We start from the raw sequence: 25,802 nt of genomic DNA on the forward strand, positions 1-25,802 counted from the left end.
TTAGCAAAAAGAATGTTACTTTTTAACCCATTCTCCGTTTACTTCAACAAAGTGACCCGATTGGGTTTTCTCAATCGTTTTAGCAGCTGCCAGCGCTTCTACTTGAGAAAGCGACAAGTTGTTCTTTTTAGCGAGCTTTAAATATTGTGCTCTACGTTTTGCATTAATTTCATCAACAACCGCTTTTGCCTCTGCATTTTGCACCACAAGGCCTAAATAGCCCGAGCTATCTTCACCTACTAGCCCTTGATTTTTTGCATCATCTAACGAAATGGCCCAAGCCGAAAACGACAAACATACCGCACTTAATAAAGTAACAATGCTTAGTTTTTTATTTTTTACTATGTTCATACTTGCTCCTTAAAATAATTCGCTGTCATCACTAAATAAACTGTCGAGTTCTTTATCAACTTTTACGCGGATTTCATGATCGACCTTAACATTTAAGTTAATTGTAATAGGTTCCTTGGCGGCCACCTCAACACGATGCGTACATGCACTGAGTAATCCCAATGCGGTTAATATTACTAACCATTTAGTCATTATTACTTCCTTTGGTTGAATACTCTTGTTCAACTTTTTGCGTAATTTCATCACTTAAGCGCAGTGCTCGTAATAGTGTAAACACGTTCTCTTCATGATTATAGTTAAAATTAACTTGCTGTGCTTGCTGTTGATTATACCCTTGCAAATTAACGCCTAAGGTCATCCAGCCGTCAGGTTTTAAGTTAACACTACTTTTAATACTCTGAATATCTAAATTTTCAAGCAAGCCAAGTATAGGCCCTAACTCTTGTTGTTGAGCCTTTATCGAATTAAAAGCTGCATTATCAATGATAAGTAATTTAGCAGCACCTTGATTAACAAGCTGCCCACCTTTAACCTCAATACCCGCTTTTGTGAAATAAACAGGCAAGTGTCCAGCTACATTTCCAGTTAAGCTAATACCCGATTTAGCATCAAGGGTAATGACCTTGCTAGCATCTATATTGTCAAATGTAACTAATGCTTGTTGCGGCTCTTCTGTAAGGCGATATTTATCCAGCAAGAAATGCCCTCCCATAACCTTCCCTGTAAGCTCCGTAACAGCAAGTTCATTTGCCTGTACTTGCCAAACCCCTGTTAGCTGCTTCACCACAGCACCAGCTCGTAATTCATTTAGTTCAAATGTAGAAGGCACAACATTAAGCTGCCCTGAATCATAACGACCTGTAAATTGAGTATTAAAATGCTTAGCAAGGTAATCTGTATATAAACCACTTACACCGACTAGCTGTAAAGAGAGATCGGCCTGTTGCAGATTAATATCCCCAGCAATACGGCCACTGACTTTACCATCTGTTAAGGTTGCAAGCGGCACAAATTGATGAAGCAGTGGGTTAAGCTTAGTAACTAACTGCTCTGAAATTATCACCTCAAATGGATGAGCTGTGCTTGTTATATTATGCGTTGCTACAAGCTCTATCCCCTCTACATATATATGATGAGATGCTTGCAGAGCACGACTTTGTAAACCTGTTGAGCTTATGCGAATGTCGTTAAGTCGTAATTCTTCCGTTTGTAGTCTAGCTAACTTTGTTTCACTGGTTAAATCAAAAAACAATTCCCCTGCTGACAAACTTCCTGCAGCAGTTAGCTGATTCGTCAGCTGAGATAGTTTAATACTCCCCATATTAATAGTATCAATCTGGCTCGATAAGCTAGCGGTTAAGTATTGATTACTTTGTAGCTTCGCCTTAAAAGTTGCTTGGTAATTATCAATACCAATATCATTCACTTTTAATTGCCCCAGCGCTAATTGTGCTGACAATTCGAGAGCAGGCTGTGCTGCCAATATGCTATTTATTGAAAAATTCCCTTGTGCACTAATATGCTGCGCATCAACATCGATAAAATCAGGCAGCGTAGCCACTTTTAACTGATAGTTACCATCGATATCACTGCTAACAACACTTGCGGCTATATCTAATAATGCAATATCATCACTCGAAAACGACAACGCGAATTGTGCCAATAGGGTTTCTAAAGGATTCTTTATATCAACCGCTAACTGTTTAACATTCATTAGCAGTTGTGATCCTGCCTGAAATGTAAGCTGATCTAATGTCAATTGAGTGTCTTGCACAATGATCTTACTAGGTAAAACTAATCGCCAATTTAACGGTATTTGCCGAGTAACAAATTGCTGCTGCGCATCATCATCGATAACACCAGCTAAACTTTGTAAACACTCATTTTTGCCATTGAGTGTTGTTATTAATTGCTGAGCATCTAGGGTCAATGTTTTTGAATTTAAGTTATAGTGACTACTGACTTTGCCACTACTTTTAATTGTCATCGAGCAGGTATTTATGACGTAAGTGAAATCAGCACCTAGCTGAGTGTCTATATCGAGTGCAATACCATCAAAAGCGAACCTATGTTGGCTAGTTAAATTAAGTCCTGCAATCGAGTTTACAGTCGCGGCCTTAACTATAGAGAGCAGTCGCTCATCAAGCTCAATATTTCCTGCCAACTTGGTATTTTTAACGTCAACCTCAGCTTTTACATCACCAGTAACAACAAACTCATTTAACACCGGCTCATTTATGCTGATAATAAGTGGCTTTTTTAATTGAGACTGAGTGATCACTAAACGTTTTAGATGTAACAACGGGCGACTTTGCGGTAACGCCAAAGCAAGCTTTTTAGCCACACTAGGCTCAGTCGAAGAATCGGGGGTTACCAGTATTAAATTTGCACGGTTAACCGTGATGTTTTGAGTATTGGCCGTAATATCAGCTAATTCAAGCAACTGCCCCTGATAGCCAATACATGCCCGCTGTACATGGAGATCCAGATTGGTTGTTAACGACCAATCCAAACAATGCAGCTCAACTCCAGCTTGATGCAGTGAAGGAGCAACAAAATGCAAGGTGATCGGCATGCGAAAAATATAGCCAAGTGAAAGTACACTTAGCACTAGAATTAATACCCCCCAACCTACACGCTTAAACATATTATCCTTAAAATACCTTTGACCTTTGACCTTTGACCTTTGACCTTTGACCTTTGACCTTTGACCTTTGACCTTTGACCTTTGACCAGCATAAACAAAAAAGGCTGCACAGTGCAGCCTTTTATTCTAGTACTAGATAATGAATCTAATGTGTATAAATATAGTTTAACCTATATTTTTACGTGCATTGCGGAACATGCGCATCCATGGGCTATCTTCGCGCCACTCATCTGGGTGCCACGAGTTAGCAACCGCACGGAATACACGTTCAGGGTGTGGCATCATTACTGTAGCACGGCCATCAGCTGAAGTAATACCTGTGATACCTTCTGGCGAGCCGTTCGGGTTAGCAGGGTATTGTGTTGTAGGATTACCGTAGTTATCAACAAACTTAACCGCTACAGTACCTGACTCAAGCGCTGCTTTCACTGCTGCATCATTAGCAAACTCAGCATGACCTTCACCGTGAGACACAGCGATAGGCATACGAGAGCCCGCCATACCGTTGAAGAATACCGAAGGATTCTCTTGCACTTCAACTAAGCTAAAACGTGCTTCAAAACGCTCAGATTTATTAGTGACAAAGCGTGGCCAATGCTCAGTGCCAGGGATCAACTCTTTTAATGTTGATAACATCTGACAACCGTTACACACACCTAAACTAAATGAGTCTTGGCGCTCAAAGAAGCTTTGGAACTGCTCACGTGCCATATCATTAAATAAGATTGATTTAGCCCAACCTTCACCAGCACCTAACACGTCACCGTAAGAGAAGCCGCCACATGCCACTAAGCCTTTAAACTCTTCCAGACTTAAACGCCCTTCAAGAATATCGCTCATGTGTACATCAACTGCCGCAAAACCAGCACGGTTAAAAGCTGCTGCCATTTCTAAATGCGAGTTAACACCTTGCTCTCGTAAAATAGCCATTTTAGGCTTAGCGCCTGTCGCAATATACGGCGCTGCCACATCTTCATTTAAATCGAAGTTTAGTTTAACGTTAAGACCAGGGTCTTTAACATCAAACTTGGCATCAAATTCTTGCTTAGCACAATCAGGGTTATCACGACGTGCTTGCATTTGGTAGGTGGTTTCTGCCCAAATAGTACGTAATTCAGTACGCGTGTTACTAAGTATAGGGTTACCAGCGCGGTTAAATACCACACTGTCGTCACTGTTAAGTGTGCCAATTTCATGGCTGATTGCAGCAATGCCATGCTCAGCAAATACTGCGTTCACAGCCTCTAAATCACTATTAGCAACTTGGATTACCGCACCGAGCTCTTCATTATAAAGTGCTTCAATGTCAGAACCTGTTAAACCATCTAAATTAACAGTCACACCAGTATGACCCGCAAATGCCATTTCAGCCACTGTGGTAAATAAACCACCGTCTGAACGGTCATGATAAGCAAGTAACTTATTATCAGCGACTAACGCTTGCATTGCATTGTAGAAGCCTTTTAGTAATTCAGGGCTATCTACATCTGGCGTTACATCACCTAATTGCTTATAAACTTGCGCTAAACTTGATGCACCTAGTCGGTTTTTACCAGCACCTAAGTCAACCAAGATAAGTGAGGTTTCACCTTTATCTGTGCGTAGCTGCGGAGTAACCGTTTTACGTACATCGTCAACACGACCAAACGCGGTAATAATAAGGGATAATGGTGCGGTTACTGACTTCTGCTCGCCATTCTCATCCCACTGGGTTTTCATCGACATAGAGTCTTTACCCACAGGAATGGTTAAACCAAGCGCAGGGCAAAGCTCTTCACCCACCGCTTTAACTGCTTCGTAAAGACCCGCATCTTCGCCAGGATGACCAGCTGCTGCCATCCAGTTAGCAGACAACTTAATGTTTTCAAGCGGTCCAATGTTAGCACAAGCAATATTGGTTAATGATTCAGCTACAGCCAAACGTGCTGATGCACCGTAATTAAGCAATGCTGCTGGTGTACGCTCACCAAGAGACATTGCCTCACCGTGGTAAGTGTCATACGTTGCTGCAGTGACGGCACAGTTAGCAACTGGCACCTGCCAAGGACCCACCATTTGGTCTCGAGCAACTAGCCCTGTTACTGAGCGGTCACCAATGGTGATCAAGAAGGTCTTTTCAGCAATCGCAGGTAAACGTAATAAACGTGCTGCCGCTTCACTTACGTCAATATTTGCACTATCCAGCGCTTTACCAATAACTTGTTGAGATTGCGCTTCACGGTGCATTTTAGGTGCTTTGCCTAATAACACATCCAGTGGTAAATCAACGGGGTTGTTAGCAAAGTGACTATCAGCAACGGTTAAATGACGCTCTTCTGTCGCTTCCCCGATTACTGCATACTCAGCACGTTCACGCTTACAAATCGCTTCAAAACGGTCAAAGTCTTCAACCGCGACAGCAAGAACATAACGCTCTTGTGATTCATTACACCAAATTTCGTGTGGTGCCATGCCTGGCTCATCATTTGGAATATCGCGTAGTTGGAATTTACCACCACGGCCACCATCATTTACAAGCTCAGGGAAGGCGTTAGATAAACCACCTGCGCCCACATCGTGGATGAAGGCGATTGGATTGGCATCCCCTAACTGCCAACATTTATCGATGACTTCTTGGCAACGGCGCTCCATTTCTGGGTTTTCACGTTGCACTGAGGCAAAGTCTAAATCTTCGTTAGATTGACCTGATGCCATTGATGATGCAGCGCCGCCACCTAAACCAATGTTCATCGCAGGGCCACCTAACGCAATCAGCTTAGCGCCAACAGGAATTTCGCCTTTTTGTACATGGTCAGTACGAATATTACCTAAACCACCTGCAAGCATAATTGGCTTGTGGTAACCACGCACCTCAAGACCATTATGACTGGTTACTTGCTCTTCATAAGTGCGGAAGTAACCGACTAAGTTTGGACGACCAAACTCATTATTAAACGCAGCGCCACCCAATGGGCCCTCAGTCATAATATCTAATGCTGTAACGATACGAGCAGGCTTACCAAAATCAGTTTCCCACGGTTGCTCGTAACCAGGAATACGTAAGTTTGATACAGTAAAGCCAACTAAACCTGCCTTTGGCTTAGAGCCACGGCCTGTTGCACCTTCATCACGAATTTCACCACCTGAACCGGTAGCAGCACCAGAAAATGGTGCAATCGCAGTTGGGTGGTTATGGGTTTCAACTTTCATCAAGATTTCAATGTTCTCTTGATGATATGCATATTCACCTTCAGCATTTGGGAAGAAACGACCTGCTTTAGAGCCTTTCATTACTGCGGCATTATCTTTATAAGCTGATAATACGTTTTCAGGGTTTAGCTCGTAGGTATTTTTAATCATTTTGAACAGCGATTTAGGCTGAACTACACCATCGATGGTCCAATCTGCATTAAAGATTTTATGACGACAATGCTCTGAGTTTGCTTGTGCAAACATAAATAATTCGATGTCGTTCGGGTTACGCCCTAACTTTTGGAAGTTTTCTACCAAGTAATCAATTTCGTCATCTGCAAGGGCAAAACCTTGCTCAACGTTTGCAGTTGCTAACGCTTCACGACCGCCGGCTAAAATGTCAACTGATGACATTTGATTCGGTGTATCTGTACGGAATAACGTCGCAGCGTCGTCCATTGCGCTGTGCGTTGCTTCGGTCATGCGGTCATGTAATAAGGCTGCAACTTGATTTAATTGCTCAGCATTTAAGTCGCCTTCAACATAGTAAGCAATGCCACGCTCAACACGATGTACTTGAGTTAAACCACAATTATGTGCAATATCCGTCGCTTTTGAAGCCCATGGCGAGATTGTGCCAGGACGAGGCGTGACTAACACCAAAGTACCTGCAGGTGTATGTTCGGCAATCGTTGGACCATAGGTAAGTAACTTCTCAAGCTTAGTTTGCTCATCACTTGACAGCTGTGTAGTTAGATCTGCAAAGTGTGCATACTCAGCGTATACATTAGTGACTGGAAGTTGCGCCTGTTGGCAACGGGCTAAAATTTTCTGAACTCTAAAATCGGAAAGTGCTGGTGCACCACGAAGGATCAACATAGGTATTTTCATCCGGGGTTAGGGATTGAACGATATTTTAGGCGGGTATTATATACTCAAGTAACTCGGAAATACAGGTTAAGCAGGGAATTAAAATTGCGGCAAGAGCGCTATAAGTTAGCATCGTTTATTACTAATAATACCTAGTGGTAGATGAAATATAAAACACAGTAAAGTCATCTGTGACAAATCGCCAAGTGACGTCATCGCAAAGTTTTGATATAAGAGTGTAATAGCATTCAAGGGGCACAGTATGTTTAAACAAAAGCTAATAACAATCATTACGTTAGTAATGCTTTTGTGTGCCTGCGATATGCAACAGCAGCAATCTCAACTTAGCCAAATAAAAACTCAAAACAAAATCAGAGTAGGTACGTTAGCTGGCGCAAGTAATTATTATCAAGCAGTGCAAGGTGAGCAAGGATTTGAATATGAGTTAGCCCAAGAGTTTGCAGATCATCTTGGGGTTGAACTTGAGATGGTGCCCTTTTTTAACTTATCCGATATGTTTTCACGCTTAGATAGCGGCGATTTAGACTTAATCGCTTCTGGGCTAAGTTACGATAAAGTACGCGCTCAAAGCTACCGGTTTGGTCCAACTTATCGCATCATTAGTCAAAAACTTGTGTACAAACAAGGCCGAGTTCGCCCTCGTGATTTTGATGATTTAACAGGCAATTTAACTGTACTTGCCAAAAGCAGCCACTCTTTAGCCCTGCAACAAATTAAACAAACGCACCCCAATTTAAATTGGCGCGAAACAGAAGCTCTCGACGAGGAAGAGCTATTACAAGCAGTGATCGATGGTGAAATTGATTACACTCTTGCCGACTCGCATACTCTATCGCTGTTTCGTCGCTATCACCCTAATCTTAGTATTGGTTTTTCTGTCACTCGTAACGATCCCATTGCTTGGCTGCTGCGCAAAAATGGCGACGATTCGTTATATGCGTTAATGGTGCCGTTTTTTGGTGAAGTAAAACAAAGTAATCAGCTTTATGTACTTGAAGAGAAATATTTTGGCCATGTCCGCCAATTTAACTACGTTAATACCCTTGCCTATATTGAAGCAATTAAAGAAACACTGCCAAAATATCAACCTTGGTTTGAGCAATATGCAGGTAGCCTAGATTGGCGATTACTTGCCGCTTTAAGTTATCAAGAATCAATGTGGAATCCGCGAGCAAAATCTCCCACAGGAGTACGTGGTATTATGATGCTCACCCGTGATACAGCAAAGCAGGTAGGCGTAACTAATCGTCTTGCCCCTGAGCAAAATATCAAAGGCGGCGCAGAATATTTGACGAAGCTAGAAAAACGAATTCCCGACCGCGTTCCTCAGCCAGATCGTACTTGGCTGGCTTTAGCATCCTATAATATTGGTTGGGGTCATGTGAACGATGCTCGTATTATTACCGAGCAGCAAGGTGCCAGCCCTGATAAATGGGCTGATGTGAAAAAACGCTTACCGCTATTAATCAAAAAACGTTACTACCGTAAAACCAAGTATGGCTATTCGCGCGGTGACGTTGCAGTCAAGTATGTGGATAATATTCGTCGTTACTACGATGCACTAGTTTGGTTAGATGAAAATGACGCGATCAGCACACCGGCTACTGAACCCGATGAGGCTGAGCAAATAGATCAACCTACTACCCAAGCTGCTGAGATTAACAATCCAAAGCCTGCCACAATACAAACCACGGTCTCCCCAACAAAAGATGACAGTATCGATGAGCAAGCACCGCAAAAAAAAGATAACAGCGAACAATAAAAATAACTTTAAATGCGATAGGTACGCGCAAACTAAAATATTTATTTACTTGTCATCAAATGATCACTAATGTGTAGTATCAAGTATATAATTAACTTATATCTTTTCTCACTCTCACATTTTCAGGAGAAACCATGCTGAAACGTCGGCGTACACATTCGTTCAAACGAAATGTTATTTATTCATCATCTACCCGTCGCAGAATAATGCTGCGTAATTTACATAGAAAAGTAATTTGGCGTCGCAGAATGTTTGCAATGCAACAAATGGCAGAGTTAAGCATTGCAGCACCTGCAGGTTAAGCCTTTAGGTCACGCAAAGCTTTCTTTGCAGCTTTTATTTCTTGACGGCGGCGTTTAAAAAAATCAGAAATAGTTTGCCCACATAACTCACCTAGTATTCCGGCCTCAACTTCAACCTGATGGTTTAACCTAGGATCTTGTAATAGATTCATAATAGAGCCTGCTGATCCTGTTTTTTCATCCGCAGCACCAAACACTAAACGTTTGATACGACTGTGTACTAGCAAACCGGCGCACATAGAGCATGGCTCCAACGTGACGTATAAAGTACAATCAATCAAGCGGTAATTATTAACGACCTTGCCACCTTCGCGTATCGCAATCATCTCTGCATGAGCAGAAGGATCGTTATCGGTAATCGAACGATTGTAGCCAGCTGCAATCAACTGATTATCTTTGACCAGCACAGCACCGACTGGAATTTCATTCAACTGCTCCGCTTTTTTTGCATACTCTAAAGCTTGCGCCATCCAATATTGATCGTTCAATTGTTCACTCATTGACTTAATCTTTAACTAATTATTGTTTAATTATACTCACTTAGGCCATTAAAACGCTAAATATACTGATTAGTGATAAAAATAAAACAAATTAAAACAGCTTTAACATGGCTCACCCCGTGCGATTTACGATATAATCTCTCGCTTTTTTTATTTAGCTCACAACACACGGGTAGCAAATGAAATTTCCTGGACGCCGCAGGCATAAACATTATTTTCCAGTGGAAGCCAAAGATCCACTTACTAATCAACTCAACGCCAGTGATAAGTTGCAACGCAGCTACATCACAGGGATAGACCAAATCGTAGTTGATATAGAAGCTAAAGTCGATCAAGCTTTCCTTGACGAATTTCAACTGCGCCGAGGTATGTCGCAAGTTATTGATAGTGATATAACCAATGCATTGTATGACCGCTTAAAACTCAACGATATGATCGATTATGAGTTTGCAGGCGGTACTATCGGCAACACTATGCACAACTACTCAGTATTAGCGGATGACCGCTCTGTACTACTGGGTGTGATGAGTGAAAACATAAAAATTGGTAGCTACGCTTATCGCTTTTTATGTAACACCTCAAGTCGTGTCGATCTCGACTATTTACAACCAGTAGATGGTCCAATCGGTCGCTGCTTTACACTCATTGACGATACTGGTGAACGTACTTTTGCCATCAGCGCAGGACTGATGAACCACCTACGACCTGAATCAATCGATCAGGAGTTAATAGAGAACTCATCGGCATTAGTGATCAGTGCTTACTTAATGCGTACGCAAGGCTCTGAGACGATGACAGAAGCAACAATGCAAGCTGTCAAATATGCCAATGATGCAAGCGTCCCTGTCGTACTCACTCTAGGCACTAAGTTTTTAATCGAACAAGACCCTACTTGGTGGGCTAGTTTTGTCGAAAAACATGTTGATATTTTAGCAATGAATGAAGAAGAAGGTCTGGCAATCACTGGCTTTGAAGACCCTCTACTTGCTGCTGATAAAGCACTAGATTGGGTAGATTTAGTGATCTGTACCGCAGGTGAAAAAGGCTTGTTTATGGCAGGCTACATCGATGAGCAATTTAAACGAGAAACAGAATACCCATTGCTGCCTGGCGCAATACCAGATTTCAATCGTTATGAGTTCTCGCGCGCCATGCGCAAAATTGACTGTCAGCAGCCAATTCGTGCATACAGCCATACGGCGCCATTTATGGGTGGTCCAGACTCTATTAAGAACACCAATGGTGCCGGAGATTGTGCATTAGCAGCGGTACTACATGACTTATCGGCTAATGTGTACCATAAGCTCAATGTTGGTAATTCAGCTAAGCACCAGCAACCAGCAATGACCTACTCATCATTAGCACAAATTAGTAAGTATGCTAACCGTGCCAGTTTTGAAGTTTTAGTACAGCATTCACCGCGCTTGTCACGTGGTTTACCTGAGCGTGAAGATTGCCTCGAACAGGTTTATTGGGAGCAGTAACAACTCCCAATACATATTAGTTAAAAAATCGAGATATCAAGTTTTTTAGATAGCAGCTCAAGGGCTGCTATTCCTGCCACAGAGTTGCCAAATGAATTTAATCCAGGCGACCACACAGCCACTGTAAACTTATTAGGTAACACCGCTAATATAGTACCCGATACTCCTGATTTCCCCGGCATACCAACCCTATAACCAAAATCGCCCGCCGCATCATAAAGGCCGCTGGTAAATAATAATGAGTTGAGCTGTTTGTTTTGCAGACTTGAAAGTACGCGTCTATTAGACACATTATCTATCCCTTTATTGGCCAGAAAGTTATATGCTCTAGCCAATTCGACACAATTGAGTTCTATTGCACAAAAATTAAAATATGCCCATAACACATCATCAACTTCGTTTTTAAAGTTACCAAAGGACTTCATTAAATGCCCCATTGCAGCATTGCGATGACGAAATTCATACTCAGAATTAGCGACCTTTTTATCAATCACTATGCCCTTATTTCCAGACAATAACCTAAATGTTTCCAACATTGAATGCATAGGTGCAGACAAGCGGCTATATAACGCATCACAGGTAACAATAGCTCCAGCATTTATGAAAGGGTTACGCGGTATACCCTTTTCAAACTCAAGCTGAGTTAAAGAGTTAAACGCAGTACCTGACGGCTCTTTACCGACCCTTTGCCATAATTCATTACCATAGCGTTGCAGTGCTAACGTTAACGTCATCACTTTAGAAACCGATTGAATTGTAAAGCGTTGCGAGCAATCGCCTGCGCAAAATGTCTGGCCATCAGTCGTATATATAGCAATAGAAAATTGCTTTGCATCAACCTCAGCCAGTGCTGGAATATAATCCGCCACTTTACCTTGTGATAACAGTGGTTGCACTTCAGCAGTAATTTCATTTAAGACTTGTTGATAATCAGAGGTAGGCAAGGTAACCCTCATTGGCATTGAAAACAGAAATAAAATTCTACCATATTAGAAGAAAAGCAGGCTGATTTTATTACTGAGATCTACTTCTATATAAGAGATGAAATCAGGATCGCTAACATCAAAACTGCTAGGCATTGCAACAGAAGTTACGCGTGAAGATCCATCTATTCTCCGTCACTTACTTTTACGACACCTATTCATCACCGCAATTAGAGTAATGTCTATAAAACGGGCATATAGCAACACGGTTAACAGTATCCCATCTAAGATTTTGAGGGTATTTAAGTTATTTAATAGCGTCACTAAACCTTTATGTAAATACTTGCAAGCCAAAGTAGTGAGCTATGCCATTAAGTATATTTGTAACGGCAACCGATGAAAGGATCAAACCCATGATCCGACTAATAATGCTAGCCCCACTATCACCAATTAATTTATGCACCTGAGCTGCTAATAGTAATAAAACTAATACCACACCAAGTACAGCAATCATCATAGAGGATGTAATTAACTGCTCAACCCAACTGTATTCTGTATTGCGTGTCATTAAGACCGCACCTAGCATGGCACCTGGGCTTGCGATAGAAGGTATCGCTAGAGGAAAAATCGCCGTTTCAGTGCTATTTGGTAAACTTTTAATTTCACTTTCAGGCTTACTCTCGCCAAAAATCATCGACAGTGCAAATAACAATAAAACAATGCCTCCTGCAATCTGAAACGCAGACAATGGAATATTAATTGCATTAAGTAACAACTCACCCGCAACGACAAAAAATAACAACACCAGCACTGAAACTGCCACAGCTTTAAGAATGACTTTACGCTTAAACTTTTCATCATGTCCGCGGGTAACGGCAATAAAAACAGGCACAGTACCAATTGGATCAATAACCGCAAAAAAGAAAATAAATACCGCTAATAATTCATTCATTGTTAGACTTCCTATAATAAAACTGTCTAATAAAAACGCTGCAACTACAATACAGTATGTTAGTATATCACGGTAGCGTAAGGATAAGAGAAGATGAAAATAGAATCACTCGTTAGTAAAGCCAAACAAGTGTGTGACAATCGCGGTGCGCGATTCACTCCAATCCGTGAAAAAGTATTTCGCCTATTAGCAAGTGCGCAGGGAGGAGTTGGCGCTTATGATTTATTAGAGCAACTCAAACTCACTGAATCAGGAGCAAAACCAGCCACGATTTACCGTGCCTTAGACTTTTTAGCTGAATTAGGTTTTATTCACAAAATTGAAAGTACTAACGCATTTATGTTGTGCCATCATTTCGATCATATCCACCCTGTACAACTGTTGATATGCGATAGTTGTGGTTTTGTCAAAGAGCTCCACTCTAGCGTGATTTCGCATGAACTTAATAGTCTTGCTGCTGAGAGTGGCTTCGTTGTATCTGGACAAACTATTGAAGCCCATGGTAGATGTGGAAATTGTAAAGAATAATTAAGTGCAGAGCTAGAATAACTCACTACACTTTAATGTATAACCGCAGATAAACTGCTAAATTCGAGGGATAAACAATAATGAATGTAGAGTTCATCAATCCTTTTTTATCATCTTTATTAAATGTGCTCAGCACAATGGCGCATACCGAACTAAAGCCTGGAAAACCAAAAATTAAAAAAGATGAAGTTGCTTGTGGCGACGTTTCTGGATTAATTGGCATGGTAGGACCACAAACTAAAGGCTCATTTTCGATCACATTTGATGAGAGCCTTGCACTGACTATTATGGAAAGAATGCTTGGTGAACGCCCAGATTCGATCAATGAAGAAGTAACCGATATGGTTGGTGAGATTACCAATATGGTTACCGGTGGGGCAAAAAATCTACTTGGTGAAAAAGGCTATGACTTTGATATGGCAACCCCAATTGTTGTTTCTGGCAAAGGCCATACCATTACCCATAAAAGTGAAGGAGCTAAAATATTGATGCCATTTACCTCCGATGCCGGTAATGCCAACATAGAAGTTAGCTTCGACAAACTATGAGTTGGTTGCAAAAAATCATTCAATTAAAGCCTCGTTCAAGAGGCTTTCATATTATAGATAATGAAATAATTAGCCAGCTCCCCGAAGTAGCCCATTACCAAATTGGTTTATTACATCTTTTTATACAACATACCTCTGCCAGCTTAACGATTAATGAAAATGCCGATCCGACAGTACGTATGGATATGGAAAGCCACTTCAACAAATTTGTTCCAGAATGTCAGCCTTATTATCGTCATGATTATGAAGGCGATGATGATATGCCTGCTCACATAAAAACAAGTATTTTAGGTTGCGAACTCACCATTCCAATTATCCAAGGTCGCCTACAGCTAGGTACATGGCAAGGTATTTACTTGGGCGAGCATCGTGATCATGGTGGCGTAAGGCGTATTGTCGCAACGCTGCAAGGACAAGTTTAAAAAGCTATAAGCTATAAAAAAGCATTATTCCAACAGCAGAGTAAGTAGAACTATTATTTGCTTTAATTTACGGTAGTGGATTAATAGAGACTGGATGTTTACTTTGAAGAGATTGGAGCGGTACACGAGGCTCGAACTGCTTATGACTTAGTTCGACCTTAGCATATTTTTAGATTACTTAAAGAGATTGGAGCGGTACACGAGGCTCGAACTGCTTATGACTTAGTTCGACCTTAGCATATTTTTAGATTACTTAAAGAGATTGGAGCGGTACACGAGGCTCGAACTCGTGACCTCGACCTTGGCAAGGTCGCGCTCTACCAACTGAGCTAGTACCGCATAATATTTTTCACTTTAGGCTTACTCCAATTTCTTTGGTTAGAAATTGGAGCGGCACACGAGGCTCGAACTCGTGACCTCGACCTTGGCAAGGTCGCGCTCTACCAACTGAGCTAGTGCCGCATAATATTTTTCACTTTAGACTTACTCCAATTTCTTTGGTTAGAAATTGGAGCGGCACACGAGGCTCGAACTCGTGACCTCGACCTTGGCAAGGTCGCGCTCTACCAACTGAGCTAGTGCCGCATTCAAAATAGTCAGTAATTTTTAATTTGTTCCGCGACAAGTCGCGGCAAAACGTTCTGGCAACTGAGCTAGTGCCACATTTAAAATTGCTCAAGCACACTAACCCCGCAAGGGTTATCGTCTTAAGCGGGGCAGGATTCTACAATAATTAGATGTGTTTGCAAGTGTTTTTTACAAATTAAAGAATTTTTCTTGGTAGACTTTTAATTCCATGATGGAATCTTTAATATCGTCCAAAGCAAGATGTGAGCCTTTTTTGTTCACTTGCGCTAACACTTCTGGCTTCCAGCGTCGTGCAAGTTCTTTAATTGTGCTGACATCTAAATTACGATAATGGAAATAATCCTCAAGCTCACGCATGTATTTATTCATAAAGCGTCTATCTTGACCTATTGAATTACCACACATAGGCGAAGCGCCCGCAGGAACCCATTGCTTTAAAAATGTTAGAGTTTGCTCTACTGCATCTTGCTCTGTGAATGTACTTACTTTACAACGAGCTGTTAAGCCTGACTGACCATGTTGATTGGTACACCATTCATCCATACCATCAAGTAACTCATCTGCTTGATGAATAGCAATAGTTGGCCCTTCAGCCAAGATGTTTAACTCACTATCGGTGACAACAGTCGCAATTTCGAGTATTTTATCTGTGGCTGGTTCAAGACCTGTCATTTCAAGGTCGAGCCAGATAAGATTTGATTTATGAAAAGACATAATTACCTAAGCGGTACTTTCCTTTAGATCCAACGCATTTAGTTATATCATATTAGTATCATCAGTCGACCTAAAGCTTTTTTTTCAAAAAGCACGACATTTAACTAAGTTATGGGCCAAAAGTGGCAAAACAGAAGAAATTAAGTAAAGGCCAATCCCGCCGGATCAAGGCCAATCACCAAAAGCGCTTGTCTAATGCTGATCATGCCTCAACTAAAGGTACATCAGAGCAATGGCAAGCTGACAATTTAGGCGCTGCGGAAAATGCCGTAGTTATCAGTCGGTTTGGTCAACATGCTGACATCGAAACCGATAACGGCGATGTATTGCGTTGTAATATTCGCCGTACAGTTAAAGGCATTGTCTGCGGCGACGAAGTACAATTTCGTCGTGCCAAAGTCAGTGAAGGTGATTTAGCCGGTGTAATCGAAGCGATGCACGATCGTCGCTCACAACTAACACGTCCTGATTTTTACGATGGTGTAAAAGTCATTGCCGCTAACATTGATCAAATTCTGATGGTGTCGGCAGTATTACCAGAGTTTACACCAAGTATTATCGACCGTTATTTAATTGCCTGCGAAGACATGGGCATAGAGCCTATTTTAGTGCTTAATAAAATAGATTTAATTGACGAGCAAGGCTTAGCAGACATTAACCTAGTGCTCGATATTTACCGTGATCTTGGTTATCAGGTTTTATTAGTGAGTAATAAAACTGGTTATGGCATTGATGCACTTAAAGAAACCTTAGTTGATAAAAACAGTATTTTTGTTGGTCAAAGTGGTGTGGGTAAATCAACCTTAGTGAATACCGTTTTACCTGATGCTGAAATACTCACTAAAGAAGTTTCTGAAAACAGCGGTCTAGGTCAACATACCACCACGGTATCGCGATTGCACCACCTCCCCTCTGGTGGTAATTTAATTGACTCGCCAGGTATTCGTGAGTTTGGTTTATGGCACTTAGATGTTGAACGGGTTACTTGGTGCTTTAAAGAGTTTCGTAAGTTTATCGGCGGCTGTCGTTTTCGAGACTGCAAGCATTTAAACGATCCAGGTTGTATAGTTCGTCAAGCAATTGATGAGGGTGACATTTCGCAGCTACGTTTTGATAGTTACCACAGAATTTTAGAAACAATGGCCGATGGCCGTGCAGGGGCTCGTGCTCCGCGCGTATAAATTAGGAAGAAATCAGTGAATTTAAACAAATTCAAAATCGCAATGCAGTACGCAATGCCAAAACATTTTGTATCTCGCATGGTAGGCAAGTTAGCCGCAGCTAAAGCTGGCGCACTGACCACGACGTTGATCAAACTATTTATTAAACAATACAAGGTCAATATGAGTGAAGCTAAATACAGCGATCCCGCTCATTATAAAACCTTCAATGACTTTTTTACTCGCCCTTTAAAAGAAAGCGCTCGCCCATTAACCACTGACAAGGACATCATTGCTCACCCAGTAGATGGTGCAATTAGCCAATTAGGCCCCATTGTTGAAGGTCAGCTTATTCAAGCTAAAGGCCATAACTATAGCTTACAAGCATTACTAGGCGGCTCAGAGCAAGATACAGCGCCATTTTTAGGTGGCGACTTTGCAACAATTTACTTAGCCCCAAGCGATTATCATTGTATTCATATGCCAATTGATGGCACCTTGAAAAAAATGATTTACGTGCCCGGTGATTTATTTTCAGTAAACCCACTTACCGCGCAAAATGTGCCTAACTTGTTTGCTCGTAATGAACGTGTAGTGACAATTTTTGACACTGAAATTGGCCCACTTGCCATGGTATTAGTCGGTGCGACGATTGTAGCCAGCATTGAAACTATTTGGGCTGGTACAGTTACACCACCAGCGGGTAAAGACGTATTTAGCTGGAACTACCCCACCTCAGGCGAAAACGCAATTACCTTGAAAAAGGGTGAAGAGATGGGCCGCTTTAAACTAGGCTCTACCGTTATTTTAGCTTGGGGTGCAAATAAAGCAGACATCCTTGATGATCAAAAACCTGGCACCGTAACCCGTATGGGCACACCGTTCGCTAAGATTGATGATTAATTAACATGTAAAAACGCGGACAGACGGATCTAGTCATGCCGCGTTTTTTATTTAATTATTTTTCCCTGCACACTCCGAACACTCAGGCGCTTTAGTTAATTGAAACTGCTGCTGCGCTAAACTTAGCCCATCAAAACGAATAAACTGACCCCCGCAGTGATGGCCAAGCACTATGTTCACTGCCAATAATGCCTGCATAGAACCTATCACACCTAGCAACGGGCTTAGCACGCCAGCATTACTGCAATTAAGCGTTTGCTGTTGGGGTTGTTTACCAAACAAGCAGCCGTAGCAAGGGCTTTGAGACTGGCGAAAATCAAAACACATCAGCTGCCCTTCGCTCGCGATTGCCGCCCCCGACACCAGCGGTATACCCAATGCCAAACATTGCCTATTCACCACATAGCGCGTGCTAAAATTATCGCTGCAATCAAGCACTAAAGTAGCGCCTGAAAACATTTGCTGAGCGTTGTCAGCGGTTAGTTTGGCGCTGACTGTATTGATCTTGATTTGATTATTTAAGCTGACTAATACTTTTCCCGCCGCGCTGACCTTATCTTGCCCTAAGTGATTCACTTTATAGAGCACTTGGCGCTGTAAGTTTGAAAGCTCAACTTTGTCATCATCTAACAAGGTTAGCTCGCCAATGCCAGCCGCAGCTAAATACAACAAAGCAGGGCTACCTAAGCCACCCGCGCCAACTACTACTATATGGGCTGCTTTTAATTTTAACTGCCCTTCAAACCCCACTTCTTTGAGTATTAAATGACGGCTATAACGCAACTGTTCTTTATCTGATAACTCAACCATTATTTAATGGCCCAAAGCACTTTGTAAATCGACGATGGCTTGTTGGTAATCATCACTTTCTGTGATGGCTCTGACCACTGCCACACTGCCAACGCCAGTTGCAGCCACCTCACTGGCTCGCACTAAATCAATACCACCAATAGCAACGGTTGGGTAATTTTGCATTAACGGCACAAAGTGCTTTAGCTTTTCAAGCCCTTGAATTTGTCCTGTCATATCTTTGGTCGTGGTTGGGTAAATAGCGCCAAACGCCATATAACTCGGGCGGTAATTATGAGCACGTAGCATTTCATAAAAACCATGGGTCGAAATCCCCAAACGCATGCCCGACTTTTTAATGGCCACCAGATTAGCCTCAAGTAAATCTTCTTGACCTAAATGCACACCATAGGCGCCATGCTTGATCGCCAACTGCCAATGATCGTTGATATACACATTGCCATCGTACTTTTTACCAAGTGTGACCGCCGCAGCAATAGCGTGTTCAAGCTCTTCTTCGCTGGCGTTTTTCATTCTAAGTTGTACAGTTTTAACGCCTTGCGCTAAGCACTTTTCTAACCAATCGAGACTATCAACCACCGCATATAAACCAAGCTGTTTGTTTTCACACTCTGCAAAACCTGCCGCCATAGTAAATTCGTTTACTTGCTCAAAATCCAGTTCGTCACCAAGCCAACTGCCTGCCTCTATTACTTGTGGGTAATCGACAAGGTTTTCTGGAAAGCTCGTTTGTACCACAGGGCCAATTCCTTCACCATAACGAACCGCAGCTTTTAAGCCTTGATTGATATACGCTTTTGCTAAGATAAAAGCATCTTTTAATGGATAACCTTTCGCTAAACATGCCGCAATCACCGATGCCATACTACACCCTGTACCGTGGCTATGTGGCGTTTGAATTTTTTCGTTACCAAGCCAATACTCGTTCCCTTCATTGATGCAGCCATCTATACAATAATCAATGCAATAACCACTTGGGTAATCCCAATGACCACCTTTGATCAACACCGCTTTTGCGCCCCAGCTTTGCAGCTTAGCCGCCGCTTCTTTTACAGCACTGGGGCCAATTAAATATATCCCAGTGAGCAACTGCGTTTCATGGGTATTGGGGGTGATCACATCCACCAGCGGCAATAAGCATTCTTTAATTGCGCTAACGGTATCTTCTTCTGTGAGTAAGTCACCACTGCTAGCAATGGCCACCGGATCATATACAACCAAAGGCGCAACCGCCCAAGTGGCTTTATAATGTTTTAGATGCTCACTGATCAATTGAATTTGCTGCACATTGGCCAGCATACCAATTTTAATAACACGGGCTTTCATGTCGCTTTCAAGGGCGAGTAATTGCGACTCAATAACATCGGTTGAAATCGGGTTAAGTGCTTCAACGCCTAGGCTGTTTTGCGCAGTCAATGCGGTGATCGCTGTACAACCATGGACGCCAAAACTTTGCATCGCTTTAATATCCGCCTGAATACCTGCGCCACCACCAGAGTCAGAGCCAGCAATTGTCCAAACAACATGATTCATAGTTACGTATTTCCTAATTTTTTACTTCATTTATTACTGTTGATGCCAAAATGGCATACCCATAGTGGGCGTAGATGGCGCAGCGACGTCTTTTTCTGGCATCGCCTTCGCTCGGTAAGCAAAACGACCCGCATCAACGGCTGCTTTAAATGCATGACTCATAGTAACAGGGCAGCCCGCCCCTGCAATAGCCGAATTTAATAACACCGCATCATAACCTAATTCAAGCGCTTGGCAGGCGTGTGATGGTAAGCCAAGGCCAGCATCAACAATCAATGTGGTATCGGGTAGGCGCTCCCGAATGGTTTTTAAATTATATGGATTTAACAAGCCTTTGCCCGTGCCAATCGGTGCTCCCCACGGCATCAGTACTTCACACCCTGCATCAGCTAAACGCTGACATAACACTAAGTCGTCAGTACAATAAGGTAATACTTTAAAGCCTTCGGCGAATAAAATCTGTGTCGCTTCCAGTAATGCAAATGGATCTGGCTGTAGGTTATAGTCATCACCAATCAACTCAAGTTTTATCCAATCGGTAGCAAACACTTCGCGGCACATTTGTGCCAGTGTAATTGCTTCATTGACACTGTGACAGCCTGCAGTATTGGGTAGAATTTTTAAGCCCGTATCTTTGATCAATTGCCAAAAGTCATCTCCTGCGGCGGCACTTTGTTGACGTCGTAATGACACCGTAACAATCTGCGCGCCAGAGGCAACTATCGAATCGGCCATAACTGCAGGTGATGGATAAAGTGCTGAGCCAATTAATAACCGACTAGTGATCTGCTCACCATAAATACTGAAACTATCTGATATTACGCTACTCATATTAGCCACCTTGGATCGGTGACAGTAATTCAATGCTATCGCCTTCGTTAAGTAAGGTAGTATCACATTGACTACGCGGTATAAATTGACCATTAAGCGCCACTGCAAAAGGCTCTTTTGCTGCAAACTGCGTCAAACCTTGGGCTACATTGGCGTTATCTGCTAACTCAAAATGTTGACCATTAATTGTTATTTTCATACTTACTTTCATAATAAGCCTTATTTTATCCGTGCAATGGCATCGGCCACTAAACTCGGTGCGAGTAAATAACCATGACGATATAAGCCATTAATGCTGATCACATTTTGCTGCTGGGAAACCTGCGGGCGGTTATCACTAAATGCAGGACGCAGGCCGGTTTGAATATTCAACACTCGCGCCTCAGCAAAACCACTGTGTACTGTGTACGCTGCTGATAACAGCTCAAGAGTCGAACGCACAGTGGCAGCCCCCTTATCTTGTGATTCAATTTCTGTCGCGCCAATTACGTATTGATGATTTGGCTTCGGAGCAATATAAATAGGATAACGCGGGTGCATTAACCGCACTGGCCGCGTTAAATCAACCTCAGGGGCGTACAAACGCACTACTTCGCCACGTACTCCGCGTAGCTTACATGCTACGCTTTTAGCGCCAAGGCCACGGCAATCAATAATATAATCAAACGATTGCTGTAGATTTAGCGATGCTACATCAACCTGTTGTGCAAACTTAAAGCTCACATTACGCTGCTTTAGAGTGTTAAAACTGGCTTGATAAAAAGCCTGATTATCAATTTGCCCTTCGCAAGGTAAATACACACCTTGGTTAAAACGCCCTGTAAGCTCTGGCTCTAATTCGCTGATTTGCAAACCTGTTAACTGATGCCCTTGATGCTCAGCCAAAGGCTTTAAACGCTGTATAAAACTTTGTAAGTCACCTTTATCTTGCTGGTGTGCAACCACAAGTGTACCTTGTTGTTGGAAAAACACCGCTTCATCAAGTTGCGCTAAAATTCTCGGCCAACGCTTTATTGAATCCAGACCCATCAAGGCCAAGTCTTGCTCGCAGAATACAGATTCAGCCAGTGGCGCAAGCATCGCCGCTGCCACTCTTCCTGCACTATCAAGCGCTTGTTCGTCACCCGCTTCATAAACAGTGACATTATGCTTTAAGCTCAGTTCAAGCGCCGTTAAACGGCCCGTTAAACCAAACCCCACCACCGCAATATTGTAAGACATGAGAATCCTTAATTCAGTTTTCTAGCTACAAGAGTAAAGTTAGCGAGCTTTTCACTCGCCAACTCTCTAACTCGCTAACTAGTTTTTAAACCGCTTTATGATAAATCTCTGAGCCGCTTTGTTTAAATTCGGCTGATTTAGCTTGCATCTCGGCTTCAACATCGACCATTTTGATCTCAATAGCATCACCTACGTTGTTAGGATCTATGCCTCTGGCTTCTAGATCTTTAGCGTATTCTCGTACTTCTTGGGTGATTTTCATTGAGCAGAATTTTGGCCCACACATAGAGCAAAAATGTGCTACTTTGCCAGATTCTTGTGGCAGTGTTTCGTCATGGTATTCACGAGCACGAACAGGATCTAAACCAATATTAAATTGGTCATGCCAGCGGAACTCAAAACGCGCTTTTGATAACGCATTATCACGTTCTTGCGCACCTGGGTGACCTTTAGCTAAATCGGCGGCATGAGCGGCAATTTTATAGGTGATCAGCCCTTCTTTAACGTCTTCTTTATTTGGTAAGCCTAAATGCTCTTTTGGTGTGACATAACACAGCATTGCACAGCCATACCATGCAATTTGCGCCGCCCCAATACCAGAGGTGATATGGTCATAGCCTGGGGCGATGTCAGTTGTCAGCGGGCCAAGGGTGTAAAAAGGTGCTTCGTCGCAATGCTTAAGCTGCTCTTCCATATTGGCTTTGATCATATGCATTGGCACATGCCCTGGACCTTCAATAAACACTTGTACATCGTGTTTCCACGCGATTTTAGTCAGCTCACCTAACGTACGCAGTTCACTAAATTGCGCGTCATCGTTGGCATCTGCAATTGAACCAGGACGCAAGCCATCTCCTAATGAGAAACACACATCGTACTGTTTCAAAATCTCACAAATATCTTCAAAATGAGTATAAAGGAAGTTTTCTTTATGATGCGCTAAACACCATTTCGCCATAATTGAACCGCCGCGCGATACAATCCCAGTGACACGTTTTGCCGTCATTGGAACGTAGCGTAATAACACCCCAGCGTGAATAGTAAAGTAATCTACGCCCTGCTCGGCTTGTTCAATTAGAGTATCGCGGAAAATTTCCCACGTTAGATCTTCAGCAACCCCATTTACTTTTTCAAGCGCTTGATAAATAGGCACAGTACCAATTGGCACTGGTGAGTTACGTACTACCCATTCACGAGTTTCATGAATATAACGACCCGTTGATAAATCCATAACTGTGTCAGCGCCCCAGCGGGTTGACCAGACCATTTTTTCAACTTCTTCTTCAATTGATGAGCTAACTGATGAGTTACCAATATTAGCGTTCACTTTTACTAAAAAATTGCGCCCTACAATCATCGGCTCGGTTTCTGGGTGATTAATGTTGTTAGGTAAAATCGCACGACCACGGGCAATTTCATCACGCACAAATTCAGGAGTAATAAACTCAGGGATACTCGCACCAAACGACTCGCCTTGGTGCTGCTGTGCTAATAACTCTTTTTGAAGTTGCGCACGGCCCATGTTTTCACGAATTGCGACATATTCCATTTCCGGTGTAATAATACCTTGGCGAGCATAATGCATTTGCGTGACATTTTTACCGGCTTTAGCGCGGCGAATTTTTGGGAGATGCTCAAAACGAATATGATCAAGGCCTTCATCGGCCATGCGTTGTTGAGAAAACTGCGAGGTAACTGAGCTTAAAACTTCAGTATCTTCACGGCTTTTAATCCACTGTTCGCGGTACTTATCCAACCCTTTACGAACATCCAGAGTAAAATCAGGATCTGTGTATGGGCCTGACGTATCATAAACACGCAGTGGGGCATTTGATTCGTACACCGGGTTTTCATCGGTGCCACCGATAAAGGTATCACTCAAAGTAATTTCACGCATACCAACACGCACATTATCTTGCGTACCTTGTACATAAACTTTGTGTGAGCTTGGAAATGGTTGCCCAGTAAGGTTATAAATATAATCTGATGCAGCCGCACGAGTTTCGCGGCGAGACGGTTTATTTGATGTGTTTGACATGACTTACCTCATTGCTAAAAGGGTTGTCTTGTCAGATACTGCTGTGCGATAAAAAGCAACGCAATAGAGAGTAGCAAATGCTACATGGATCGTAGATTGGTGTTACAAAAAAGTACTACCAACCTTGGCAGCCACAGTGCTTATGCCAATCGTGTTAAGTTATTAGTCATTTATAGCGACAGATAAATAGAGTGATAACAAGGCATAAATTTTGACATGTAGTTATTCTACATAAGAAATTTATAACGCAGTTAACGCTTTATTTAGCACGCTAGAATGGCTAAATATTTAAGTCGATTGGTATTATACGCCAAACTGGCGCACAAGCACCCGTTTTAGGCAGCTTGTTCCCTACGCAGGTGTTAGCCTGATCAGGTTCACGGATCCCGCTTTCGCGATCTCAGCCTTTAAGTTAAAAACTCAAGGCACTCCGACAAGTAAAATTTTATATATTGTTCGCTGACGAGTGTACGTTAGATATTGCTAGCCTGCAAGAGATCAACTTGCGGGAATAAACGCAAATGTTTGCTCGCCATTTAAAACCAATTGTTGACCTTGAATTTGCAGGGGCACGCCTTGCTTTAACGCATTTAAAAACTGCTGTTCAAACTCGTCCAATTTATCTCCGCATGATTTACGGGTCATGCCTAATTTATTCACCGTTAAATGATTATCATCAAGTTGACCTTCACCAAAAAATTTATTACAACCAGCAAAACCATTGACTTGCAGAGCTTCAATAAAACTTAATGATGCTGAATATGATGCAGGGATCGCTAAACCATCAACCCGTGATAGTTGCCACTTAGTGTATTTTAATTGCTCACTGGTGACTGTCCCTGTCGATGAGCAGCCAATACATAAACCGATTATAAGCATCGGTATTGCTGCTAATTTCATGTAATTACTAACCTAAGACTCAATTGCAACATGATAACAATAAATAACCATTTATACCGTTAATAATGCATGTTTTTAATGTAAAAAAATGTTCTAAGATAGTAAAAAAGGTGGCGCCGGAAAACTACCTGACTTAATCAGACTTAAATAGTAGATCAACTTGCTCGGGAAAAAATGGCCGACCTCGCTCATTAACTGCGGTGCCAATCACCAGTGCCTTTAACATCACTTTTTCATCATGCTTTCGTACCACGGTTTGTCGAAAGCCAAACTTTAAGCGACTTATGCGCTCAGGCTCTACAGCGACATAAAACTCATCGCCCGGGACCAGTGACTGCTTGTAATCCATTTCGCTACGCATTACGACTAAATTAATTTTATCGCGGGCAAGCTGAGCAAAATCAACCCCGTTGGCATGCAAAAATTCATGGCGTGCGTGCTCTAGGTAGTTAAAGTACACGCTATTATTTACAATACCTTGCAGGTCACATTCATAATCGCGTACTTTAAAGTCAACTTTAAAGGTCATATTTGCATTCCTTATTATGTATACTGTGCGCGTTTATAGCACATAAATATAACTGGTATCACGACTTTAATGAGAATAGTTGCTATCATGTAAG

The 25,802-nt window shown here is 42.2% G+C and carries 24 protein-coding genes, 3 tRNA genes and 1 riboswitch; of the genes, 8 read left to right on the forward strand and 19 right to left on the reverse strand.

The window, feature by feature from the left end; translation table 11 throughout:
- Window positions 1–15: 15 nt before the first annotated feature.
- The 4 genes from J7338_RS02345 to purL all read right to left on the reverse strand — a co-directional run bounded on the left by J7338_RS02345 (window position 16) and on the right by purL (window position 7,048).
- Window positions 16–351: a YdbL family probable chaperone protein gene (locus tag J7338_RS02345; RefSeq protein WP_210795280.1), complete on the reverse strand. Its 336-nt coding sequence runs from the start codon at window positions 349–351 to the stop codon at window positions 16–18.
- A 9-nt stretch (window positions 352–360) separates the two neighbouring features.
- The gene (locus J7338_RS02350) at window positions 361–543 is read right to left on the reverse strand and encodes a YnbE family lipoprotein (RefSeq protein ID WP_145235041.1); all 183 of its coding nucleotides are present in this window, start codon (window positions 541–543) and stop codon (window positions 361–363) included.
- Window positions 536–2,998 carry an intermembrane phospholipid transport YdbH family protein gene (locus J7338_RS02355; protein WP_210795282.1) on the reverse strand — a complete coding sequence of 821 codons (2,463 nt, stop codon included), beginning with the start codon at window positions 2,996–2,998 and terminating at the stop codon, window positions 536–538. Before J7338_RS02355 ends, J7338_RS02350 begins: the two co-directional genes overlap by 8 nt.
- A 165-nt stretch (window positions 2,999–3,163) precedes the next feature.
- Window positions 3,164–7,048: a phosphoribosylformylglycinamidine synthase gene (gene purL / locus J7338_RS02360; protein WP_210795284.1), complete on the reverse strand. Its 3,885-nt coding sequence runs from the start codon at window positions 7,046–7,048 to the stop codon at window positions 3,164–3,166.
- 253 nt (window positions 7,049–7,301) lie between these two features.
- Between purL and mltF the strand changes: the two genes are divergently transcribed.
- Together mltF and J7338_RS02370 are read left to right on the forward strand one after the other, a co-directional pair.
- Window positions 7,302–8,822, forward strand: coding sequence for a membrane-bound lytic murein transglycosylase MltF (gene mltF, locus J7338_RS02365; RefSeq protein ID WP_228732898.1), 1,521 nt, complete (start codon window positions 7,302–7,304; stop codon window positions 8,820–8,822).
- Window positions 8,823–8,956: 134 nt separating this feature from the next.
- Entirely contained in the window at window positions 8,957–9,124 is a 168-nt protein-coding gene (locus J7338_RS02370) for a hypothetical protein (protein WP_169020230.1), read from the forward strand.
- On the opposite strand, the gene tadA is transcribed toward J7338_RS02370, so the two are convergent.
- On the reverse strand, window positions 9,121–9,624 hold the full coding sequence (gene tadA / locus J7338_RS02375; protein ID WP_145235034.1) for a tRNA adenosine(34) deaminase TadA: 504 nt from the start codon (window positions 9,622–9,624) through the stop codon (window positions 9,121–9,123). The genes J7338_RS02370 and tadA overlap by 4 nt on opposite strands.
- 179 nt (window positions 9,625–9,803) lie before the next feature.
- Between tadA and J7338_RS02380 the strand changes: the two genes are divergently transcribed.
- A complete protein-coding gene (locus J7338_RS02380) occupies window positions 9,804–11,108 on the forward strand; it encodes an inosine/guanosine kinase (protein WP_210795285.1) in 1,305 nt (434 codons plus the stop codon).
- A 20-nt stretch (window positions 11,109–11,128) separates the two neighbouring features.
- On the opposite strand, the gene glsB is transcribed toward J7338_RS02380, so the two are convergent.
- Both glsB and J7338_RS02390 read right to left on the reverse strand, forming a co-directional pair.
- Window positions 11,129–12,052, reverse strand: a complete 924-nt coding sequence (glsB, locus tag J7338_RS02385) for a glutaminase B (protein WP_210795288.1) — start codon at window positions 12,050–12,052, stop codon at window positions 11,129–11,131.
- A 310-nt stretch (window positions 12,053–12,362) separates the two neighbouring features.
- The gene (locus J7338_RS02390; RefSeq protein ID WP_210795290.1) at window positions 12,363–12,983 is read right to left on the reverse strand and encodes a MarC family protein; all 621 of its coding nucleotides are present in this window, start codon (window positions 12,981–12,983) and stop codon (window positions 12,363–12,365) included.
- A 93-nt stretch (window positions 12,984–13,076) separates the two neighbouring features.
- On the opposite strand from J7338_RS02390, the gene J7338_RS02395 reads away from it, so the two are divergent.
- From J7338_RS02395 to J7338_RS02405, 3 genes are all read left to right on the forward strand, one after another.
- Window positions 13,077–13,511, forward strand: coding sequence for a transcriptional repressor (locus tag J7338_RS02395; protein ID WP_145234655.1), 435 nt, complete (start codon window positions 13,077–13,079; stop codon window positions 13,509–13,511).
- Window positions 13,512–13,591: 80 nt separating this feature from the next.
- On the forward strand, window positions 13,592–14,059 hold the full coding sequence (locus J7338_RS02400; protein ID WP_210795292.1) for a chemotaxis protein CheX: 468 nt from the start codon (window positions 13,592–13,594) through the stop codon (window positions 14,057–14,059).
- Window positions 14,056–14,481, forward strand: a complete 426-nt coding sequence (locus tag J7338_RS02405; RefSeq protein WP_210795294.1) for a secondary thiamine-phosphate synthase enzyme YjbQ — start codon at window positions 14,056–14,058, stop codon at window positions 14,479–14,481. Before J7338_RS02400 ends, J7338_RS02405 begins: the two co-directional genes overlap by 4 nt.
- Before the next feature lie 263 nt (window positions 14,482–14,744).
- Here J7338_RS02405 and J7338_RS02410 read toward each other — a convergent pair.
- From J7338_RS02410 to orn, 4 genes are all read right to left on the reverse strand, one after another.
- Window positions 14,745–14,820: transfer RNA gene (locus tag J7338_RS02410), tRNA-Gly, on the reverse strand.
- 47 nt (window positions 14,821–14,867) lie between these two features.
- Window positions 14,868–14,943 (reverse strand) — tRNA-Gly (locus J7338_RS02415).
- Between the two features lie 47 nt (window positions 14,944–14,990).
- Window positions 14,991–15,066 (reverse strand) — tRNA-Gly (locus J7338_RS02420).
- A gap of 171 nt (window positions 15,067–15,237) precedes the next feature.
- On the reverse strand, window positions 15,238–15,783 hold the full coding sequence (gene orn, locus J7338_RS02425) for an oligoribonuclease (protein ID WP_210795296.1): 546 nt from the start codon (window positions 15,781–15,783) through the stop codon (window positions 15,238–15,240).
- Between the two features lie 122 nt (window positions 15,784–15,905).
- Between orn and rsgA the strand changes: the two genes are divergently transcribed.
- Window positions 15,906–16,964: a small ribosomal subunit biogenesis GTPase RsgA gene (rsgA, locus tag J7338_RS02430; RefSeq protein ID WP_210795299.1), complete on the forward strand. Its 1,059-nt coding sequence runs from the start codon at window positions 15,906–15,908 to the stop codon at window positions 16,962–16,964.
- Window positions 16,965–16,979: 15 nt separating this feature from the next.
- Complete coding sequence (asd, locus tag J7338_RS02435; RefSeq protein ID WP_210795301.1) at window positions 16,980–17,846, forward strand: archaetidylserine decarboxylase; 867 nt, start codon at window positions 16,980–16,982, stop codon at window positions 17,844–17,846.
- A gap of 51 nt (window positions 17,847–17,897) precedes the next feature.
- Here asd and J7338_RS02440 read toward each other — a convergent pair whose 3' ends face one another.
- The 8 genes from J7338_RS02440 to J7338_RS02475 form a co-directional block, all read right to left on the reverse strand.
- Entirely contained in the window at window positions 17,898–18,656 is a 759-nt protein-coding gene (locus tag J7338_RS02440; RefSeq protein ID WP_210795303.1) for a HesA/MoeB/ThiF family protein, read from the reverse strand.
- 3 nt (window positions 18,657–18,659) lie between these two features.
- The gene (gene thiE, locus J7338_RS02445) at window positions 18,660–20,189 is read right to left on the reverse strand and encodes a thiamine phosphate synthase (protein ID WP_210795305.1); all 1,530 of its coding nucleotides are present in this window, start codon (window positions 20,187–20,189) and stop codon (window positions 18,660–18,662) included.
- Between the two features lie 33 nt (window positions 20,190–20,222).
- Window positions 20,223–21,020, reverse strand: coding sequence for a thiazole synthase (locus J7338_RS02450; RefSeq protein WP_210795307.1), 798 nt, complete (start codon window positions 21,018–21,020; stop codon window positions 20,223–20,225).
- Between the two features lies 1 nt (window position 21,021).
- Window positions 21,022–21,219: a sulfur carrier protein ThiS gene (thiS, locus tag J7338_RS02455; RefSeq protein ID WP_182732524.1), complete on the reverse strand. Its 198-nt coding sequence runs from the start codon at window positions 21,217–21,219 to the stop codon at window positions 21,022–21,024.
- Between the two features lie 20 nt (window positions 21,220–21,239).
- Window positions 21,240–22,241: an FAD-dependent oxidoreductase gene (locus tag J7338_RS02460; protein ID WP_210795309.1), complete on the reverse strand. Its 1,002-nt coding sequence runs from the start codon at window positions 22,239–22,241 to the stop codon at window positions 21,240–21,242.
- Between the two features lie 85 nt (window positions 22,242–22,326).
- Complete coding sequence (gene thiC / locus J7338_RS02465; protein WP_215908986.1) at window positions 22,327–24,279, reverse strand: phosphomethylpyrimidine synthase ThiC; 1,953 nt, start codon at window positions 24,277–24,279, stop codon at window positions 22,327–22,329.
- A gap of 331 nt (window positions 24,280–24,610) precedes the next feature.
- Window positions 24,611–24,722, reverse strand: a riboswitch (TPP riboswitch).
- Between the two features lie 55 nt (window positions 24,723–24,777).
- Window positions 24,778–25,179: an META domain-containing protein gene (locus J7338_RS02470; protein ID WP_228732899.1), complete on the reverse strand. Its 402-nt coding sequence runs from the start codon at window positions 25,177–25,179 to the stop codon at window positions 24,778–24,780.
- A gap of 133 nt (window positions 25,180–25,312) precedes the next feature.
- Complete coding sequence (locus tag J7338_RS02475; RefSeq protein WP_210795312.1) at window positions 25,313–25,708, reverse strand: acyl-CoA thioesterase; 396 nt, start codon at window positions 25,706–25,708, stop codon at window positions 25,313–25,315.
- Window positions 25,709–25,802: the final 94 nt, after the last annotated feature.

Origin of the sequence: Pseudoalteromonas ostreae, assembly GCF_018069805.1 — a bacterium.
GTDB classification, from domain to species: domain Bacteria; phylum Pseudomonadota; class Gammaproteobacteria; order Enterobacterales; family Alteromonadaceae; genus Pseudoalteromonas; species Pseudoalteromonas ostreae.

What these genes read in the sequence shown, in the direction of transcription:
- J7338_RS02345 (WP_210795280.1), bottom strand. Translation starts at nt 351, where the DNA reads ATGAACATAGTAAAAAATAAAAAACTAAGCATTGTTACTTTATTAAGT.
- J7338_RS02350 (WP_145235041.1), bottom strand. Translation starts at nt 543, where the DNA reads ATGACTAAATGGTTAGTAATATTAACCGCATTGGGATTACTCAGTGCA.
- J7338_RS02355 (WP_210795282.1), bottom strand. Translation starts at nt 2,998, where the DNA reads ATGTTTAAGCGTGTAGGTTGGGGGGTATTAATTCTAGTGCTAAGTGTA.
- purL (WP_210795284.1), bottom strand. Translation starts at nt 7,048, where the DNA reads ATGTTGATCCTTCGTGGTGCACCAGCACTTTCCGATTTTAGAGTTCAG.
- mltF (WP_228732898.1), top strand. Translation starts at nt 7,302, where the DNA reads ATGTTTAAACAAAAGCTAATAACAATCATTACGTTAGTAATGCTTTTG.
- J7338_RS02370 (WP_169020230.1), top strand. Translation starts at nt 8,957, where the DNA reads ATGCTGAAACGTCGGCGTACACATTCGTTCAAACGAAATGTTATTTAT.
- tadA (WP_145235034.1), bottom strand. Translation starts at nt 9,624, where the DNA reads ATGAGTGAACAATTGAACGATCAATATTGGATGGCGCAAGCTTTAGAG.
- J7338_RS02380 (WP_210795285.1), top strand. Translation starts at nt 9,804, where the DNA reads ATGAAATTTCCTGGACGCCGCAGGCATAAACATTATTTTCCAGTGGAA.
- J7338_RS02390 (WP_210795290.1), bottom strand. Translation starts at nt 12,983, where the DNA reads ATGAATGAATTATTAGCGGTATTTATTTTCTTTTTTGCGGTTATTGAT.
- J7338_RS02395 (WP_145234655.1), top strand. Translation starts at nt 13,077, where the DNA reads ATGAAAATAGAATCACTCGTTAGTAAAGCCAAACAAGTGTGTGACAAT.
- J7338_RS02400 (WP_210795292.1), top strand. Translation starts at nt 13,592, where the DNA reads ATGAATGTAGAGTTCATCAATCCTTTTTTATCATCTTTATTAAATGTG.
- J7338_RS02405 (WP_210795294.1), top strand. Translation starts at nt 14,056, where the DNA reads ATGAGTTGGTTGCAAAAAATCATTCAATTAAAGCCTCGTTCAAGAGGC.
- orn (WP_210795296.1), bottom strand. Translation starts at nt 15,783, where the DNA reads ATGTCTTTTCATAAATCAAATCTTATCTGGCTCGACCTTGAAATGACA.
- J7338_RS02440 (WP_210795303.1), bottom strand. Translation starts at nt 18,656, where the DNA reads ATGGTTGAGTTATCAGATAAAGAACAGTTGCGTTATAGCCGTCATTTA.
- thiE (WP_210795305.1), bottom strand. Translation starts at nt 20,189, where the DNA reads ATGAATCATGTTGTTTGGACAATTGCTGGCTCTGACTCTGGTGGTGGC.
- J7338_RS02450 (WP_210795307.1), bottom strand. Translation starts at nt 21,020, where the DNA reads ATGAGTAGCGTAATATCAGATAGTTTCAGTATTTATGGTGAGCAGATC.
- thiS (WP_182732524.1), bottom strand. Translation starts at nt 21,219, where the DNA reads ATGAAAATAACAATTAATGGTCAACATTTTGAGTTAGCAGATAACGCC.
- J7338_RS02460 (WP_210795309.1), bottom strand. Translation starts at nt 22,241, where the DNA reads ATGTCTTACAATATTGCGGTGGTGGGGTTTGGTTTAACGGGCCGTTTA.
- thiC (WP_215908986.1), bottom strand. Translation starts at nt 24,279, where the DNA reads ATGTCAAACACATCAAATAAACCGTCTCGCCGCGAAACTCGTGCGGCT.
- J7338_RS02470 (WP_228732899.1), bottom strand. Translation starts at nt 25,179, where the DNA reads ATGAAATTAGCAGCAATACCGATGCTTATAATCGGTTTATGTATTGGC.
- J7338_RS02475 (WP_210795312.1), bottom strand. Translation starts at nt 25,708, where the DNA reads ATGACCTTTAAAGTTGACTTTAAAGTACGCGATTATGAATGTGACCTG.